Raw genomic sequence first — 18,345 nt, forward strand, 5'->3', positions numbered from 1 at the left:
CCTATTTCTTGACTTCGCCCTTTTCGGCGAGTTTCTTCTCAAGGTAGTGAATGCTTGTGCCGCCCTCGACGAAGCGCGCGTCGTGCATCAATTCCTGATGGAGCGGAATGTTGGTCTTGATGCCCTCGATGCCCATTTCGGACAGCGCGATGCGCATACGGCGAATCGCCTGCCCCCGCGTGTCACCGTAGGCGATCACCTTGCCGACCATCGAGTCGTAGTGCGAGGGCACGGTATAGCCCTGATAGATGTGCGAATCGACACGGATTCCCGGTCCGCCGGGCGGATGATAGAAAGTGATCTTGCCAGGACAGGGGACGAACGTGAAGGGATCTTCGGCGTTGATGCGGCATTCAATGGCGTGACCGCGGAACGTGACGTCCTTCTGCCGGTAGCGCAGCTTCTCTCCCGCTGCGACACGGATCTGCTCCTGGACAATATCGATGCCGGTGATCGCCTCGGTCACCGGATGTTCGACCTGAACACGGGTGTTCATCTCGATGAAGAAGAACTCGCCGTTTTCGTAGAGGAATTCAAAGGTGCCCACGCCGCGGTAACCAATCTTGCGGCAGGCGTCGGCACAGCGTTCGCCGATGCGGCTGATCAGTCGGGCCGGGATGTGCGGCGCTGGAGCTTCCTCAATCACCTTCTGGTGGCGGCGCTGCATTGAGCAGTCACGCTCGCCGAGATAGATGACATTACGAAACTGGTCGGCGAGAATCTGGATTTCCACGTGACGCGGATTCTCCAGATATTTCTCCATATACACCATCGAGTTGCCGAATGCAGCCTGCGCCTCGGTGCGTGTCATCTGCACGGCGCTGATCAGCGCCGCTTCCGTATGAACCACGCGCATGCCGCGCCCGCCACCACCACCGGACGCCTTGATGATCACCGGATAGCCGACCAGCCGGGCTATCTGCACGATTTCCCTGGGATCTTCCGGCAACGCGCCATCTGAACCAGACACGCAGGGAACGCCGGCAGCCTTCATCGCGTCCTTGGCGGACACCTTGTCCCCCATCAGGCGTATGGTTTCGGCGCGCGGTCCGATGAAGACGAAGCCTGACGATTCGACACGCTCGGCAAAATCGGCATTCTCCGAAAGGAACCCGTAGCCGGGATGGATGGCCTCGGAATCGGTCACTTCAGCCGCCGAGATGATGGCCGGAATGTTCAAATAGCTCAGGGCCGACTGCGCCGGACCGATGCAGACCGACTCGTCGCCCAGCTTGACATACTTGGCTTCGCGATCTGCCTCGGAATGGACGACGACGGTCTTGATGCCGAGTTCGCGACAAGCGCGCTGAACGCGCAAGGCAATTTCGCCGCGGTTGGCGATCAGAATTTTTCCGAACATTGCTCGTTCAGCCAATCACGAAAAGCGGAGCGCCAAACTCGACCGGTTCGCCGTTCTCGACCAGAATCGCCTTCACTACTCCTGAGGCATCAGCCTCGATCTCGTTGAGAAGCTTCATCGCCTCGATGATACACAGCGTATCGCCTTCCTTGACGGCTTGGCCGATCTGGGCAAAGGCCTCGGCGCCCGGCGAAGGAGCCCGGTAGAAAGTGCCGACCATCGGCGACTTGACGATGTGCCCATCCGGAATATCATCCTCGTCGTCGAGCTTTACTGCCGAAGCGGCGGCCGGCGCCGCGCCCAGTAGTGCAAGGGGAGCGGCATATTGCTGCATCGGGACGGCAAGCGCGCCGTAGTTCTTGGCAATGCGCACCCGTTCCTCGCCTTCGGTCAGCTCAAGTTCGGTAATGCCTGACTCCTGGACGAGATCGATAAGTTTCTTCAGTTTGCGCAGATCCATTGAGACTCCCCTCTGTGTTGCGTCGATCCGACGCAAGGTCCGGCGATTGCCGCGTTAATCGATATTGACTCGGTTGAGCAGATACTCGAGTGCCAAAAGATAGCCCTCGTGACCGAGGCCGGAGATCACTCCCAGAGCCAGGTCGGAAAAATAGGAATGATGTCGGAAGGGCTCGCGCGCATGGACATTCGAAAGATGCACTTCGATGAACGGGATCGCCACCGCCGCCAGCGCGTCGCGCAGCGCGACGCTGGTATGCGTGTACGCCGCGGGATTGATGATGATGGCGCGCACTCCCTGCTCGCGCGCAGCGTGAATGCGCTCGATCAACGCTCCTTCATGGTTGCTCTGGAAGCTCTCGAGATCGACGCTGGCGCCTTCGGCCAGGCGCGCAAGCGCCAGATTTATATCCGCCAACGTCACATGACCGTAATGATCAGGCTCGCGGGTACCAAGCAGGTTCAGATTGGGGCCGTGCACTACCAGGATGCGGGGCTTCTCAGCCGGCGCGGTTTCGGCTTTTCGCTTCGTCATAGGCGCAAGTTTGCCGCAAATCGCGGCTATTTGTCCACTCTATTCACCGATCAGGGTGCGCAATGCATCGGCACGGATGCGCTCACGCGTTCGTCCGTCACGCTGCTTCATGGCCACCCGCTCCAGTTGCGGCGGGAAAATCACCAGATTGGCCCCGGCGGTATCGGTTTCCATGACCAGAACCGCTTCGGCACGCTCGTTACGCGGGGTGGCATGTTCGAATTCGATGCCGCGATTGAGCAAGAAGATCTCGACTTCCTTGGCACTGTCGGCGAAGAGGAGAATGTCGATATGAGAATGCTCGCCAGCCGTTCCATCGAGGACGGAACCAGCAAGATAAGGCGAGTAATCGGCAAGCAGTTCAAGCAGGCGCAGCGCGCTCAAGCGCATGGCCCGAATCAGATCCGGATGCGACTGTTCCTGGTAGAGACTGCGGTAAGCCCGCAGTTCAGCCTCGACCTCGGCATTGTCCGGATACGCGGTATGCTCCGGCAGACCCAACTGGCGCGCGGCCTTGCGTTTGGCGTGATGATAGTCGGCAATGCCGTCCTCGGCCATCAGGCGGGCGGCGGCACTGGCTATGGTGGCACGGGAGCCGTTGCTCGAACGGGACCGTTCATGACGGGGCATGGGAAAAGCGATCAGGGTAAAATCGCCCCATTCTAACGGGTCTATGTGACATGCACATTCATATTCTGGGCATCTGCGGCACCTTCATGGGCGGCCTCGCGCAACTGGCGGCAGCTTCCGGGCACAAGGTCACTGGCTGCGACGCCAATGTCTATCCGCCGATGAGCGATCAGCTGCGCGCCGCCGGCGTCGACCTGATCGAAGGTTTCGACACCGGTCAACGCGCAATACAACCCGATATCTTCGTCATCGGCAACGCGGTTTCACGCGGCAATCCGTTGCTCGAGGCCATTCTCGACGACGGCCTGCCCTATGTTTCTGGTCCGCAGTGGCTAGCCGAACATGTACTGCAGGGTCGTTGGGTTCTTGGTGTCGCCGGCACGCACGGCAAAACCACCGCTGCCTCGATGCTCGCGTGGATCCTCGAGGATGCCGGTCTGCAACCCGGCTTCCTGATCGGCGGGGTTCCACTGAATTTCGGCGTCTCGGCACGTCTTGGCGGCACGCCTTTCTTCGTCATCGAGGCCGATGAATACGATACCGCGTTCTGCGACAAGCGCTCCAAGTTCGTGCATTACCGGCCGCGAACCCTTGTCCTGAACAATCTCGAGTTCGACCATGCAGACATATTCGATGATCTTGACGCTATCGAGACACAATTCCACCATCTCGTGCGAACCCTGCCCAGCAACGGGCTGATCGTCGCCAACGCTGGTGAAGCCAGCCTTGAGCGTGTCCTGAAGCGCGGATGCTGGACGCCGGTCGAGCATTTCAACGACCCCTCCGGCTTTCACGCCAGCGGCGACGATACCAGCGGTGAGCTGGTTCTGCGCGGTCGGCACGGCGAACTCGGGCGCATCAAGTGGCCGCTCTCGGGCGAGCATAACCTTGCCAACGCCTGTGCAGCCCTGCTTGCCGCCCGCCATGCCGGGGTGCCGCTGGACAAGGGCCTGGAAGCGCTCTCCCGTTTCGGGAACGTCAAACGTCGAATGGAAGTTTGCGGAACGGTCCGCGAAGTAACGGTCTACGACGATTTTGCCCACCATCCCACCGCTATCGCGACGACCGTGGCCGGGCTGCGACGCAAGGTCGGGCGAGCCCGCATCATTGCCGTGCTCGAGCCGCGCTCGAACACGATGAAGCTTGGCGTCATGAAGAGCCAGCTACCTGAGAGCCTGGCCGAATCCGATGCCGTCTTCTGTTACGCCGCCAACCTCGGATGGGATCCCCGCGAGGTACTGGTGCCGATGGGTGTCAAGGCGGTCGTGGACGACGATCTCGATCGCCTGGTAAGCAAGGTTGTCGCGCAAACCCGTGCCGGCGACCACGTTCTGGTGATGAGCAACGGCGGGTTCGGCGGCATTCACGGCAAGTTGCTCGCCGCGCTGGCCGGATGAACATCCGGCGGCGATCCTGGCGGCAGGCGACTGCCGCCGCCAGGATCCGCAAACGGCGGATCAGCGCTCCAGCGATTCGACCACGGCCAACGCGGTCATATTGACCAGGCGGCGAACCGTCGATGTCGAGGTCAGGACATGAACCGGACGGGCTGCGCCGAGCAGAATGGGGCCAATGGTCACGCCCTCGCCGGCGGTCATCTTCAGTAGGTTGTAGGCAATGCTCGCGGCGTCGATATTCGGCATGATCAACAGGTTGGCCTCGCCCTTGAGCGGGGATTCGGGGTGTGCTTGGCGACGAATATCTTCCGACAGGGCAGAGTCGCCGTGCATTTCGCCGTCGATTTCGAGCTCATCGGATGACATGGCGGGCAGCAGGGCGGCAGCAAGGCTCATCTTGCGCGCGGCTTCGGATGAACCGGAACCGAAATTTGAATGCGAGAGCAGAGCGACCTTGGGATTGATACCGAAGCGCCTGACCTGGTCAGCGGCCATCAGCGTCATCTCGGCAATTTCCTCGGCACTCGGGTTTTCGTTGATATGCGTATCGCAGATGAACAGCGAGCGCCCCGGCAGCATCAGGTAATTCATCGCTGCCAGAGTATGGACACCCTGGCGCTTGCCGATGACCTGATTGATCACGCCGAGGTGATGGCTGTACTGGCCGGTCATGCCACAGAGCAGGCCGTCGGCGTAACCGAGTTTGAGCAGCATCGAGCCGATCAGTGTCGGCTTGCGGCGCAAGGCTTCCTTGGCCAGCGCCGGCGTGATGCCGTGGCGGACCATAAGCTTGTGATACTCCGTCCAGCATTCACGATAGCGCTCATCGGATTCCGGATTAACGATATCGAAATCGACACCCGGCCTGATGCGCAGGTTGGTTTTCTCCAGGCGATGTTCGATGACCGAAGGCCGGCCAATCAGGATGGGACGGGCGAATCTTTCCTCGACGACGACCTGGGCGGCACGCAGCACGCGCTCGTCTTCGCCCTCGGCATAGATGATGCGTTTTCCCTTGGCCTGACGGGCAGCCTGAAAGATGGCGCGCATGCCGACACCAGTGTGATAAACGAACTCGGAGAGCTTGGCAGTGTAGGCATGCCAGTCGGTGATCGGGCGGGTGGCGACTCCGGAAGCGATGGCCGCCCGCGCGACAGCGGGTGCGATCCTGACAATCAGGCGCGGGTCGAAAGGTTTGGGAATGAGATATTCCGGGCCGAAAGACAGGTCATGCCCGGGGTAGGCCATGGCGACCTCGTCGGTAACCTCGGCTTCGGCGAGTTCGGCGATGGCCTTGACGCTGGCCATCTTCATTTCCTCGGTGATGCGAGTGGCGCCGACATCGAGCGCGCCGCGGAAGATGAAGGGGAAGCAGAGAACGTTGTTGACCTGGTTCACATAGTCGGAACGGCCGGTGGCGATGATGACGTCCGGACGCACCTCCCGCGCCAGTTCCGGCATGATTTCCGGGGTCGGGTTGGCGAGCGCGAAGACCATCGGCCTTTCGGCCATGCTGGCCACCATCTCCTGCTTGAGCACGCCGGGGGCCGAGAGGCCGAGGAAGACGTCAGCACCAACCATCGCATCGCCCAGCGTGCGCTCGGTGGTTTCGCGGGCGTAATGCGCCTTGGTGGCCTCCATGGCGGCTTCGCGACCGACGAAGACGACCCCCTTGGAATCGCAAACGGTGATGTTCTCGCGCCTGACGCCGAGTTTGCACCACAGGTTGAGACAGGAAATGGCGGCGGCACCGGCGCCGGAACAGACGACCTTGATCTCGTCAATCTTCTTGCCAACGACCTTCAGGCCATTCAGCATGGCGGCGGCGGAAATGATCGCCGTACCGTGCTGGTCGTCATGGAAGACCGGAATGTTCATCCGCTCCTTGAGTTTCTCCTCGATATAGAAGCACTCGGGTGCCTTGATGTCTTCCAGGTTGACACCGCCCAGAGTCGGCTCCATCGCGGCGATGATGTCGATCAGGCGGTCCGGATCGTTCTCGGCCAGTTCGATGTCGAAGACATCGATGCCGGCGAATTTCTTGAACAGACAGGCCTTGCCCTCCATCACCGGCTTGGCCGCCAGCGGGCCGATATTGCCCAGGCCAAGGACGGCGGTGCCGTTGGTGACCACGCCGACGAGGTTGGCGCGCGAAGTGTAATCGGCCGCTGTTGCAGGATCCGCGGCGATGGCGTCGCAGGCAGCGGCGACACCCGGCGAGTAGGCCAGCGCGAGATCGCGCTGGTTGGTCAGTGTCTTGGTGGGACAAACCGAGATCTTGCCCGGAGTCGGCAGGCGATGATATTCAAGTGCGGCTTCGCGCAGATCTTTTTCCACGAACTATCCTCCGGGTTTCGACTATTGGGCGAAACCTCTTAGATTACCGGAAAGCTTCCTGTGCGGCAAAACGTAATTATCCCGAATTTTTCATAAAAGCAGGCGAATCTCGTTTAACCCATTGATATAATTGGGGTTACGCCAATAACGCTTCGTAAGAAGCCTAAACGAGACCGCCCATGGACAATTCTATCCCAACCCAGCTTCGCTTTCCCGCCAGCGCCGGATTTACGATCCGGGCAGAGTTTGACGGCGGGGCGATGTCCTCCGACTTTGGCGCACTCCTGTTGCGTGGCATCGACCTGCAAATCGGCCTGATTCCCCGCCTGGTCAGCGCGATTCACGACAAACGCCACGCCTCGTACATTGACCATCCGCTGGCCGACCTGCTTCGTCAGCGGATATTCCAGACCGCCAGCGGCTACGCCGACGGTAATGACGCCAACACGCTGCGGCGCGATCCGCTGTTCAAACTGGCGGTCGGTCGTGCCCCGCTGGGCGAGGGAAATGACCTGGCCTCCGGCCCCACGCTCTCCCGGCTCGAGAACAGCGTATCGCGCAAAGACATTTACCGCCTGGCCAAAAGCTTCGTCGACGCCTTCATCGCCAGCTACGCCCAAGCGCCTGCCGTGATCGTGCTGGATATGGATCACTCTGAGGATGCCACTCACGGGCAGCAGGAACTGGCGTTCTACAACCACCACTACGGCAATCATTGCTACCTGCCGTTGTTCCTCTTCGAAGGACTCTCCGGGAAGCTGATCACCGCCGTCCTGCGTCCGGGCAAGCGTCCCACCGGTAAAGAGAATGCGGTCATCATCAAGCGCGTGCTGCACCTGCTCCGCCAGGCCTGGCCCGAGACCCACATCCTGCTGCGCGGGGATGGTCACTTCGCGAATCCCGAACTGATGACCTTGTGCGAGTCCGATCCGCATCTGGACTTTCTCTTCGGCCTGGCCGGCAACCAGGTGCTCTCGCCCAAGGCCGAGCCGCTGCTGAAGAAAGCCCGTGCGCTGCACCAGACACACAGCGCCAACGCCCAGCGCCTGGGGAACGCCGAGCCTGCGGCGACACGACTGTACGACGATATCGAGTATCAGGCGGGCTCGTGGCCCAAGGCTTACCGCGTGGTGGTCAAGGCCGAGGTGATGGCCTTGGGTGACAACCCGCGGTACGTGGTGACCTCGCTGTCCGACCCGACGCCTGATGTGCTTTACAAAGAGCTGTACTGTGCTCGAGGGCAGGACGAGAACTTCATCAAGGCGGTGAAGAACGACTTGGCCAGTGACCGGACCTCCGATCATGCCTTCCTCGCCAATCACCTGCGGCTGTTCTATTCGTGTGCGGCGTATGGGTTGATTCACGGCTTGCGCGAGAACACGCTGGTGCATACGGAACTGGCCAAGGCGCAACCGCTGTCGATTATCCTGAAACTCTTTAAGTTGGCGGTGCGCGTGGTGCAGTACAAGGATCGGATCAAGCTGTCCTTGCCTACGTCGTGTCCGATGAAGGGGGTGCTGGCGCGGGTGACCGAGTTGCTTTACCTCGTCCCGCGCCCGCCGGCGCCGGCCTGATCGACTCGGCGACGCCGTCTCATGCTGCCGACTCGAATCCGCTTGAGCGGAGGTGAGGTCTCGCCAGCGCTCTGTCCAGGGATCGATGGCGGCAGGGTGTGATGCCCAAAAGTTGGGGTATTTGGCCGATCGTGGCGGGTTGGCAGCAAAATTCGCAGCAAGCTGACTCGCATCACGGCTGGAATGGCACGACATTGACATCGCGCGGCGGGTTTATGAAACATCCGGGTTATGAATTTCGGGGTCAGAAACGATGCGCGAAGGTCAGCCTGAAGGTTCGTGGCTCAGCCGGAAGAACGTGGTGATCGAACACCGGCGCGGTTTCATTGGGTAACTGCGAGTCATGCCAGTATTCGATATCGTTCACGGGCTCTGTCCTTCGCCGCCTCGGGGTGGCCTCGGGCCATGCCTTCGCGCACGACGATCTCGGCCCGCTCGAAATCAACGTCCTTCACCCGCAGCCGCACGCACTCCATCAACCGCATGCCCGTTCCGTAAAGCAAACGCGCCATCAGGCCGTGCACGCCGCTCATGCGATCGAGAATCGCCGTCACCTCCTGGCGTGTCAGCACCACCGGCAGACGCTGCGGCTGCTTGGCACGGACGACCTTGGGAACCGCTGATTTATTCGTCACCCCGGCGAAAGCCGGGGTCCAGTTCGTTGATTTTCCTGGATTCCGGCCTGCGCCGGAATGACAGATTAGGAATAAATCAGCGCTTCCCTTGTCGAGCCAGGGCAGATCGATATTCAACACCTCGCGGTAAAGAAACAGCAAAGCCGACAACGCCAGATTCTGCGTCGCCGCCGCCACCCTCCCCTCCACCGCAAGATGCGTCAGAAAAGCCTCAACCTCGACCGCCCCCATCTCGCGCGGGTGGCGCTTGCCGTGGAAGAGGATGAAGCGTTTTATCCATTGAAAATATTGCGTTTCGGTGCGGATGCTGTAATGCTTGGCGCGCAGGCGGTCGCGCACCTGGTCGAGCAGTTTTGGCGGCGGTGGGGGTTGAGGGGTGGCATCTGGCATGATGATTTTAATAAAGTAAAAATATTCAATGCGTTGCAAACAATTTGTTCGCGTTATACACCTTCGGCTGGTTAAGTATACGCCTGCCAAGGCGTATACTTAACGTTAGCCGTCACTATATGGCACCGCGCTTCGAACTTGAGCCTCATCACCGCAACGTGCCAGACGAGGAGTTCGTCGCGGATCTACAGCGCGTCGCGAGAGAGCTGGCCAAGCCGACCGTAACCAGCGACCAATACAATGAACGCGGCAGATTCCACGCCTCTTCGCTGGCGCGTCGCTTTGGGTCATGGCTCAAGGCGCTTGAGCGGGCCGGCCTCGCCAAGTCGCGTACGCTGCATATCTCGAATGACGACCTGTTCCAGAATCTCGCCGAAGTCTGGACACGGCTCGGCCGGCAGCCCAAGTACAACGATCTAACGTCGCAGTCTTCGCGGTTCTCCAGCGGCACTTACGAGAATCGTTTTGGGGGGTGGAGAAAAGGACTTGAAGCATTCGTGGCCTGGGCCAACGAAGGCGAGGCTCACGCCGCTGAGCCTTCACTTAACGGACGCGCCACTCGGCATCGAACGCCACGCAATATCAATTACCGCCTTCGCTTTCTGGTAATGCGTCGAGACAACTTTAAGTGCCGCATTACAGGGCGTTCACCGGCTACCGACCCAACCGTAATTCTTGAGGTTGACCACATCGTCCCATGGGACAAGGGCGGCGAGACAGTGATGGAAAACCTTCAAACTCTTGCGAAGGACATCAACATTGGCAAAAGCAATCTCTCAATGCACCATGACGGCTAATCGGGTAAGGACCGGCTTCTAACCGGCCCTCCCCACACCACCCACCATGCGGGTCCGCAGTGGGCGGTTCAACGAGTTGACGCGCTCGACTAAGACGAATAACCCTGCGCCTTGCACCATAACGTCTTGATGCTCAGCAACCCTTTGGTCTTGAGCCAGTCATTGCTCAACGCTTGTTGCATCGCCGGAGTACGTGCCATGTGCCAGTAGCTCTTGCTGCTGACGCCATGCTGGATCGCTGTTTTCAGGCTCACGCCCAACGCCAGCAAGTGCTTGATCTTCGTGCGCGGCCAGCGCCATTGTTTCCAATAGCCCATTCGGATGCGCCGTCTGATCCACTCGTCCAGTCCCGGGATCGGTCGGTAGTACTCGCTGATGCCAAAGTACCCCATCCACCCCCGCACGTACTGTCCCAGCTTGCGCAGCCGGAACTCCATTGATACTCCCCAGCTCCTGCCGGTGAGTTCCTTCACGCGGTACTTGAACGCCGCCAGCTTTTTCTCCAGCCAGCGGATTTTGCCCCGAACTATCGTGAAGCCCAGAAAACCGCATTCACTTATCTTCGCCACCTTGCTTTTGACCGGGTTGATTTTGAGCTTCAGACGACCTTCCAGATATTGCGTCAAACTTTGCATGACTCGGTTTCCTGCTCGCGGACTTTTGACCAGCACCACCATGTCGTCGGCGTATCGCGCAAAACGATGCCCACGCCGTTCGAGTTCATGATCCAGTTCGTTGAGCAGAATGTTGGCCAAGAGCGGCGACAGCGGCCCACCCTGGGGCGTGCCGATGTCGCTGGGCTCGACGTGCTCACCGACCAGCACCCCGGCGCGCAGGTAACGTCCGATCAGATTCAACAACGCCTTGTCGCGGATCGTTCGCCCGAGGATATTCATCAACACGTCGTGATTGACCGTGTCGAAGAATTTGGCGAGGTCAATATCCACGGCCATGGCGTAGCCGTCCTTCACATGCCGTTGTACCTGTCTGATCGCTTGGTGTGCATTGCGGCCCGGTCGAAAGCCGAAGCTCGATCCCGAGAAGCGGGGATCGAAGATCGGCGTGAGCACTTGGGCGATAGCCTGCTGGATGACCCGATCCATGAGGATCGGAATCCCCAGCAGCCGCTTGCTGCCGTCCTCCTTGGGTATTTCGACCCGACGGACGGCACTGGGGCGATAGTGCCCGGTTTCGAGTTGGCTTCGGATGTCTCCCCAGTGCGCCCGCAGGTAGGCGGGAAAGCCCTCGATGGTGATGCCGTCGATACCCGGCGCCCCCTTGTTGGCTTTCACGCGCCCCCACGCGGTGCGCAGGTTGCCGCTGGAGAGTACTGCTGCCATTAACTCGGTTGTTTCCACTGCTTTTCGTCTCGTCTTGTTTCAAGGCTCGGTTCGGGTTGTTCGCCGGCTCGCCTTCCCCGCCTGGGGATACTTCGGCTACGCCAAGATCGCTCCGTCTGCTCCTTGTGGTTCGTTGTTCGATCCTTCGCCGCGCCACAACTTGCACGACTACTATGATCTCTGCTGACTTCTGCCGCTTCACATCAGCCATTGCTGACCGCTGCGCTGTTACGGTTACTGAACGTTGCTGCCCGTTCGATCGCCCTTGATGCGTGACAGCCCACATCGGCGCTGGTTGATTGGGACTGGCTCAACCCGGCCACCTTTCGTTCAGCCTACGTCACCGCTCGCGCGGCAGATCTCCCCAGGTAAGAACGCGATGTTTCCGCGCACAAGCGCCGCATTTACCGTAAGGGTCGTACCGGTGGGCTTCGTCGTCCTGTGCCGACTCGCCTCGACCCTCTCGGCCTTCTATGCAGTTTCTGTCCGTCGCCTCGCACGTTTGCACTCCGGCTTCCTCCAGACAAGCCCTCGCGAGCTTGCCCTTGCCTTCGGCTAGTGGTTATCATTGACTCGTGATGAATCCATGTCGGTGCTCCCACAGGGGACTTCCACCCCATTACATCGCGCCCATGCTGGGCGCACACCCGGCGCTCAACCACGTTCGCTTCGCTCTCTGGACGCTGCGCGATAAAGCCGCGCAGCGCCGGTTAGCTCTACTACAAGGGCTTCTACAAGGGCTTCCCCATATTTAGCAAGCGGGCTTCTGATTTTTACTGTCTCATCGTTGTTCTGCCTCAATGATCTGTCTGCCCATCTGGTCTGCCATGTCGAAGCAAAGAAGGTGAAGGACTGCGGTACTACAATCGGTTATCCCCCAAGGGGACTTCCTCCGGGGCGTATTCCGTGATGCGTTCGTTGAGACGGTCAGCGTGGGAAAGAAGATCGCCGACACAGCGGTTGGCCCAGCCGGGTAGCTCTTCAAGGTGGGCGCCGATTTCCCGGCGCAGGCGCTCGACTTTTTGCGGCAGGACGATGCCGAACTCGCTGATCAACCCGCGCAGACGGTTGTAGAGTGCGGTGCGCTCTTCGATGAAGCCTTGCCGGGTGCGGTGCAGACAGAGGATGGCTTGCTGGTCGATGTCCTTGATTGGTACGAAGCGCGTATTGGGCCGGGTAACGGCTTCGCAGATCGCTGCGGCATCCGCCGCATCATTCTTGCCGCGCTTGCCGCTCATCCGGTACGGCGCCACGAACTTGGGCGCCATCAGTTTGACGGTGTGCCCGAACTGCCGGAACAGTCTTGCCCAGTGATGCGCACCCGAGCAGGCCTCCATACCGATCAGACAAGGCGGTAGATTGGCGACCATCTCCAGTAATTGGCTGCGCGCCACCTTCGGTTTGACGAAAGCTGCCTGGCCGCTCTGGTCAATGCCATGTAAAGCGAATACATTCTTGGCGAGATCGATGCCAACGGTGACAATACTCATGGACTTCCCCTTTCGAATGAATGATTCAGTCTGGAAACTCAATCATGGCAGCTACTGCTACCGGTGGCTTCCGCCGCTACTTCGGGACGGGGAAGTCCCTTTCATTCGTTAGCCACCTCAAGAAAGGACTATGCGCATGGAGAATAAGTGGTGGGAGTATTACGCGGTTCGCTATTTCGTGGGCACAGTAGTTGGCGCCCTCGTTGTAGCCTTTCTAAACCTCGAGCCGTGTTCTCCCTTTAAAGATCGCTTGGCTATCCTCGGAGACTCGAAGGAGGCAACGTTTCTTGGCGTTGGACTATTTGCGGCACTTGGCTTTGCTTTCTGCTACATCGCTAGTTCGCCAGTGCTGACTCTTCACGCCACTCGAGCACATCTGCGCCTCTCCGCCATTAAGGCTTCGCCATATGCGTTCACCGCCGCTCTTCTCGTACCAACGTTACTCACCATTTTGTGGTTCTGGCAGTTCCTGCCGCCAGTCGCGGCCGCAGGTGCTGGTTTGGTTGTTGGTGTTGAAAGCGGTCTGGTTCTTCTCGCTCTTTTCACGAAATTCAACGTCGTTGAAACTTTCTATCGCGATCTGGCTACCGTGCGCTCCAAAGGTATGCCCAAGAATGACAAACCACCAACGCCCGGCATCGAGTACATCACCTCCTACCGCCATCTTCGCGAGCACGGCAATGCCTTTCTGATCGTGCTACTCGAAGGACTGCTCGCGTACGCCCTCTTTCATAGTCCATCGCGTAGCTGCGCCATGGTCATTCTTGCGCTCTGGTTGCTTCCGGCGGCGACCGTTTGGCTGGTTGGCACAGTTTTGGAGAGTCGCCTTGTTTCCAAGGCCCTGCCCTAAGGTGGCTCGGGCGAAAAACCGGGGACAGACCAGAATGGCACTTACTTAAGCCCCAACATACTGATGTAATTGATAAAGCAGGCTGAATCGACGCGTGATAAGTTGGAGTCGCCAAACACCCGACTGTCACCCGAGGAATCAGCCCCAATGCATGCTACTCACAAAGCCATCACCCGGCAACGTCACGCGATTTCGGCGAAGGCCAACAGCGTAGATGCCCACGCGTTTTTCGATCTATTGACTGGGCCGGAACTCTTCGATGCCGTGGAGTTGGCCTTGCCGCCGCACCGAGAGCGACTGTTTCCGCCCACTGAAACGCTATCGATGTTTTTGGCGCAAGCCCTCAGCGCCGACCGCTCCTGCCAACGCGCCGTCAATGAAGGGGCGATCAAGCGCCTGATCGCCGGACTCACGCCCTGCAGCACCCATACCGGCGCCTACTGCCGGGCTCGCCAACGCGTGCCGACGTCGATGGTCAGTACCTTGACCCATCAGACCGGGCAATGGCTAACGGCCCATGCCCCGGCGGCATGGCACTGGCGGGGGCGTCCGGTACGATTGGTGGATGGGGCCACGGTGATCATGCCCGATACTGACGCCAATCAGGCCGACTTCCCGCAGCCCGGTAGCCAGAAGGCTGGATTGGGATTCCCGCAATGCCGGATCGTCGGCCTGATCTGCCTGGGCAGCGGTGCTGTGCTCAATGCCGCGATCAGCGCCTGTCGCGGCAAAGGCAGCGACGAGCAGTCCTTGCTGCGCCGCCAGATCGACACCTTGGTGCGCGGCGATGTGCTGGTGGGCGATGCGTTCTTTGCCACCTACTTCCTGCTCTGCGCGCTGATCGAGCGCGGGGTTGATGCCGTCTTTGAACAACACGGATCACGCCAACGCACCACCGATTTTTGCCTCGGCCAGCGACTGGGGGAGCGTGACCACCTGCTGGTTTTATCCAAACCAGGCATCAAGCCAGACTGGATGTCTCAGGAGGATTACGCGCAGGCACCGGCCAGTGTCACGGTTCGCGAGCTTCGGGCGGGGGGCAAGACACTCGTCACGACCTTTCTGTGTCCAAAGCAAACATCCAAGGAGGCCATCAAACGCCTGTATCGGGATCGCTGGCATGTTGAACTTGATCTGCGCAACATCAAGACCACCTTGGGCATGGAGCAACTGGGCTGCCAAACGCCAGCCATGGCCGTGAAGGAAATCTGGGTCTATCTGCTCGCCTACAATTTGATCCGCTTGATGATGGCTCAAGCGGCGCTACAAAGCGGCCTCTTGCCCCGTCAGTTGAGCTTCAAGCATGCCGTGCAAGTCTGGCTCGCCTGGGCGCCTCATGCCTATCATGGTGGCATCGCACACCCCAGCCAACTCTTCGCCCTCATTGCCCAGCAAACCGTCGGCAATCGCCCAGGCCGCATCGAGCCTCGTGCCCTCAAGCGACGCCGCAATGCCTACCCATTATTGATGAGACCACGCCCTATGGCACGGGAGGATATCCAGCGCCATGGGCACCCAAAAAAGCTTAAGTAAGTGCCATTCGGGACAGACCAGTAATAACTGGGTAGAGTAGAGGACAGGCTTTCGCCTGCCCTCCCTCATCAAACCGTGCATGCGATTTTCCCGCACACGGCTTTCCGATGTTCTTCACACCAAGGCATGCGCAGTTCCTCGACTCATGGTTGCTAGCTCAACCGAGTTGGTCGAACCTGCGCACTCAATGCTTGAGTAAGCAACATCAGCGTTTTCCTGCTTGGCCTTGGCATAGAGCTTCCTCTGTAGCGTCCTGATCGTATCCGGGATGGTTAGCGACATGGCAATCCCCTGATCCTCCGCGCTTCGGTTGCATGAACAAAGCAGGGTTCCTTCCCTCGACCGGGGTTGTGTTGTCCCGCGATCTCAGTCGGTACTATGAACCCCTCCGACTCCCGTCTCAGGCCGCTGCGCTTTCGTTTCCTTATACGCAACAGTCGGTGGCCTCCCCACCTCCCAAAACGGGTCTCCAGCACTGGGCAGTCTATCTTCGAGTACATGCCGACCCTGCTACCCCGGGAGTCAACGAATGCCACTTCCGTTATTTCAGCATCCACCCAACGGCCTTCCCCTTCTGTCCACTGGGGTCGGCGTCTCCATTTCGTTTACGAGGCTACTCATGGGTTCACTTGCGTTACGGCCTGCTCTCTTGCTGTTTGGAAACTCACGACCCCGCGTTACCGCGACGCCGCTTCCTCATGCTACCGGGGCGTACGGACAACTCCCCGGACGGGACTTCAACCCGCTAGATTTACTGCTGTTACTGCGAACGGACAAACCACGGTTTTTGGCTGTTTTGCGCGGTTGACCGTGGCAATGAGTAGAAATTTTGGTCTGTCCCGAATGGCACCAAGTTAAGGACTTATTGCATCCACTTTTTCAGCCACAATGCTGGCGATGAGCATGCTGGACGGCCTTAACTTAGCGCCATTCTGGTCTGTCCCCGATTTTGCACCCGATTTTGCAAGTGCAACCCGGTGCAGCCATTTCTCCAGCGCCCCGACCGCCAGCTCTCATCAATGGCGGGAGGGAGTGACCACGGGCAGATGCGGCAAATGGCTGGGCAAGCGATCGGGCGTTCCGCTCCACCGGCGATCGCTTACTGGGCGATCACGGGCCTTGGACCGGCAAGGAAAGTACGAATTCCGCACCGCCGCCCGCCTGATTGCTCGCGGCCAGCCGGCCGCCGTGGCGCTCGACGATTGCGTAGCTTATTGAGAGGCCAAGGCCGGTCCCCTGCCCGACCTGCTTGGTGGTGAAGAAGGGCTCGAACAGGCGGCCGAGATCGGCGTCGGCGATTCCCGGGCCGTTGTCGGCGAAGCTCAGTCTGACCATGCCGTCCGCCACCGTCCCCGAAATGCGGAGCCGGCCGGCGGCCCGGGAGGCCATGGCGTCGCAGGCGTTCTGCACCAGATTCATTGCCACCTGCTGCAACTGGCCGGACGAACCGGTGCACCGCAAATCGGGCGGCAAATCGACGTCGACCGCAACTTTCGCCGGGGCGCTCTGCACCACCCAGCGCACCGAGCGCTCGATGACTTCGTTGATATTCACCTGCTCCGGCAACATCTTGTCGACCGCGGCAAAGCGTTTCAGCGCGTCGACGATGTCACGGGTGCGCTCCGCGCCTTCTATCATGCCGTCGATCAGCGCCGGCATGTCGGCAAGGATGCGCTCGATGCGCAAGTCCCGGCGCACCTCGCGCAAGCCCGCATCATCGGCGGCGGCGCTTGCATGGACCGCCTTCAGGTAGCCCTCGAGACGCTGCGCGTAGCGCTTGAGCGACAGCACATTGCCCAGCACGAAGCTGATCGGGTTGTTCAATTCGTGTGCCACGCCCGCCACCAGGCGGCCGAGCGAGATCATCTTTTCGGCATGCAGCAACTGACCCTGAGTCAGTTTCAGGTCATCGTGCGCCTGGCGCAGGGCCTGATACGCCTTGCGCAGCTCGCCCACCGGGCGGCCGGTGACCACCATCCCCATCAGCTTGCCGGTCTGCGAGATGCGCGGCGTGCAGTTCATCGACACCGGAACCGTCGACCCGTCGCCGGCGCGCAGGAAGAACTCCCGATCGTGTACGCCATCCTTGCCGAAGCGGGCAAAAGCCTCGCGCGCTCTCGTCTGCTCGGCGTTGTCGGCGAAAAGGTCGTAGAGTGGCTGACCTTCGAGTTCGGCTGCGGTCTTGCCAGCGAAGTGGCAAAGCGAGGGGTTCACCTCGACGATAAGGCCGTGGCGGTCGCAGGCGATCAGGATGTCCGACATCGCGCCCAGCACGCTCTCGATGAACTGCTGCGACTCCTCGAGCGCGGCGTTCTTGTCCTCAAGCGCCACTTCGTACTGGAGCAGGTCGTTGTAAACCTCATCCATCTTCTGGATGACCTCGATCCAGGCCTGCTCGCCGAGGGCGGCCGACGTCGGGTCGAGCGGGTTGTCAGCGGGCGGGGCGGTAGTGGACATGCTCCTCACCCTGTTCATCGTGCGCATGATGGTGTTCGGCCTGAAGGGCGATCAGATTGAGCTGGCCATGACGCACGCCGCGCTCGGCCATCAGCGCCCCGGCGAACTGTCGGACCAGTGCGGTGCGACCCTTGAGAATGACCGTTTCTAGACAATTGTCGTGATCGAGATGGCTGTGCATCGCCGCCACTGTGAGGTCGTGGTGATCGTGCTGCATGCCGGTCAGCCGCTCGGCAAGCTCGCGCTCATGGTGGTTGAACACGTAAGACAGAGTCGCGACGCAATGGCCGGAAGGCGGATCGTTCTGGCTGTCGCCCTCGATGGCGCCGCGGATCAGGTCGCGCACCGCTTCCGAGCGATTGCCGTAGCCGCGCGCCGCGATGAGTTCGTCGAACTCGCGGGCGAGCGATTCATCGAGTGAAATGGTAAAGCGTTCCATGCCGTCCTTTCAGCACACCAGGCACGGCATCCAAGCAGACCGCGCGGTGAAAAACAGCGTTATGCCGGTAACCATGGCTTGCCGCCGACAGCGCTGCAAATCAAGTCGACTCGTCATGGCAC

At 60.1% G+C, this 18,345-nt stretch carries 13 protein-coding genes and 3 pseudogenes; 5 read left to right on the top strand and 11 right to left on the bottom strand.

Annotation, left to right across the window (positions count from 1 at the left end; translation table 11 throughout):
* Position 1 precedes the first annotated feature (1 nt).
* The 4 genes from accC to IPP03_11360 are packed head-to-tail and all read right to left on the bottom strand — an operon-like array spanning position 2 to position 2,984.
* On the bottom strand, positions 2-1,360 hold the full coding sequence (gene accC / locus IPP03_11345) for an acetyl-CoA carboxylase biotin carboxylase subunit (protein MBL0353214.1): 1,359 nt from the start codon (positions 1,358-1,360) through the stop codon (positions 2-4).
* 7 nt (positions 1,361-1,367) lie between these two features.
* Positions 1,368-1,820 carry an acetyl-CoA carboxylase biotin carboxyl carrier protein gene (locus IPP03_11350; GenBank protein MBL0353215.1) on the bottom strand — a complete coding sequence of 151 codons (453 nt, stop codon included), beginning with the start codon at positions 1,818-1,820 and terminating at the stop codon, positions 1,368-1,370.
* Between the two features lie 54 nt (positions 1,821-1,874).
* Entirely contained in the window at positions 1,875-2,354 is a 480-nt protein-coding gene (gene aroQ / locus IPP03_11355) for a type II 3-dehydroquinate dehydratase (GenBank protein MBL0353216.1), read from the bottom strand.
* A gap of 39 nt (positions 2,355-2,393) precedes the next feature.
* Positions 2,394-2,984 (bottom strand): hypothetical protein, encoded by a 591-nt coding sequence (locus IPP03_11360; GenBank protein ID MBL0353217.1) that lies wholly within the window; start codon positions 2,982-2,984, stop codon positions 2,394-2,396.
* A 50-nt stretch (positions 2,985-3,034) separates the two neighbouring features.
* Here IPP03_11360 and mpl point away from each other — a divergent pair, with 50 nt between their 5' ends.
* Entirely contained in the window at positions 3,035-4,381 is a 1,347-nt protein-coding gene (gene mpl / locus IPP03_11365) for a UDP-N-acetylmuramate:L-alanyl-gamma-D-glutamyl-meso-diaminopimelate ligase (GenBank protein ID MBL0353218.1), read from the top strand.
* A 60-nt stretch (positions 4,382-4,441) separates the two neighbouring features.
* Here the strand turns inward: mpl and IPP03_11370 are convergent, their stop codons facing one another.
* The gene (locus tag IPP03_11370; GenBank protein MBL0353219.1) at positions 4,442-6,718 is read right to left on the bottom strand and encodes an NADP-dependent malic enzyme; all 2,277 of its coding nucleotides are present in this window, start codon (positions 6,716-6,718) and stop codon (positions 4,442-4,444) included.
* Positions 6,719-6,897: 179 nt separating this feature from the next.
* Between IPP03_11370 and IPP03_11375 the strand changes: the two genes are divergently transcribed.
* Complete coding sequence (locus IPP03_11375) at positions 6,898-8,292, top strand: IS1380 family transposase (protein MBL0353220.1); 1,395 nt, start codon at positions 6,898-6,900, stop codon at positions 8,290-8,292.
* 407 nt (positions 8,293-8,699) lie between these two features.
* On the opposite strand, the pseudogene IPP03_11380 reads toward IPP03_11375, so the two are convergent.
* Together IPP03_11380 and IPP03_11385 are read right to left on the bottom strand one after the other, a co-directional pair.
* Positions 8,700-8,900, bottom strand: a pseudogene (locus tag IPP03_11380) (tyrosine-type recombinase/integrase).
* 117 nt (positions 8,901-9,017) lie between these two features.
* Positions 9,018-9,317, bottom strand: a pseudogene (locus IPP03_11385) (phage integrase N-terminal SAM-like domain-containing protein).
* Between the two features lie 119 nt (positions 9,318-9,436).
* Between IPP03_11385 and IPP03_11390 the strand changes: the two are divergent.
* A complete protein-coding gene (locus tag IPP03_11390; protein MBL0353221.1) occupies positions 9,437-10,114 on the top strand; it encodes an HNH endonuclease in 678 nt (225 codons plus the stop codon).
* Positions 10,115-10,203: 89 nt separating this feature from the next.
* Here IPP03_11390 and ltrA read toward each other — a convergent pair whose 3' ends face one another.
* Positions 10,204-11,454 carry a group II intron reverse transcriptase/maturase gene (gene ltrA / locus IPP03_11395; protein ID MBL0353222.1) on the bottom strand — a complete coding sequence of 417 codons (1,251 nt, stop codon included), beginning with the start codon at positions 11,452-11,454 and terminating at the stop codon, positions 10,204-10,206.
* Positions 11,455-12,353: 899 nt separating this feature from the next.
* Positions 12,354-12,944, bottom strand: a pseudogene (locus IPP03_11400) (IS110 family transposase).
* Positions 12,945-13,074: 130 nt separating this feature from the next.
* Here IPP03_11400 and IPP03_11405 point away from each other — a divergent pair.
* Together IPP03_11405 and IPP03_11410 are read left to right on the top strand one after the other, a co-directional pair.
* Positions 13,075-13,794, top strand: coding sequence for a hypothetical protein (locus tag IPP03_11405; GenBank protein ID MBL0353223.1), 720 nt, complete (start codon positions 13,075-13,077; stop codon positions 13,792-13,794).
* A 147-nt stretch (positions 13,795-13,941) separates the two neighbouring features.
* Complete coding sequence (locus IPP03_11410; protein ID MBL0353224.1) at positions 13,942-15,327, top strand: IS4 family transposase; 1,386 nt, start codon at positions 13,942-13,944, stop codon at positions 15,325-15,327.
* Positions 15,328-16,437: 1,110 nt separating this feature from the next.
* Here IPP03_11410 and IPP03_11415 read toward each other — a convergent pair.
* Positions 16,438-17,784 (bottom strand): PAS domain S-box protein, encoded by a 1,347-nt coding sequence (locus tag IPP03_11415; GenBank protein MBL0353225.1) that lies wholly within the window; start codon positions 17,782-17,784, stop codon positions 16,438-16,440.
* Positions 17,759-18,223 carry a nickel-responsive transcriptional regulator NikR gene (gene nikR / locus IPP03_11420; GenBank protein MBL0353226.1) on the bottom strand — a complete coding sequence of 155 codons (465 nt, stop codon included), beginning with the start codon at positions 18,221-18,223 and terminating at the stop codon, positions 17,759-17,761. The genes IPP03_11415 and nikR overlap by 26 nt, the downstream gene beginning before the upstream one ends.
* Positions 18,224-18,345: the final 122 nt, after the last annotated feature.

Source organism: Candidatus Dechloromonas phosphoritropha, assembly GCA_016722705.1.
GTDB lineage: Bacteria > Pseudomonadota > Gammaproteobacteria > Burkholderiales > Rhodocyclaceae > Azonexus > Azonexus phosphoritrophus.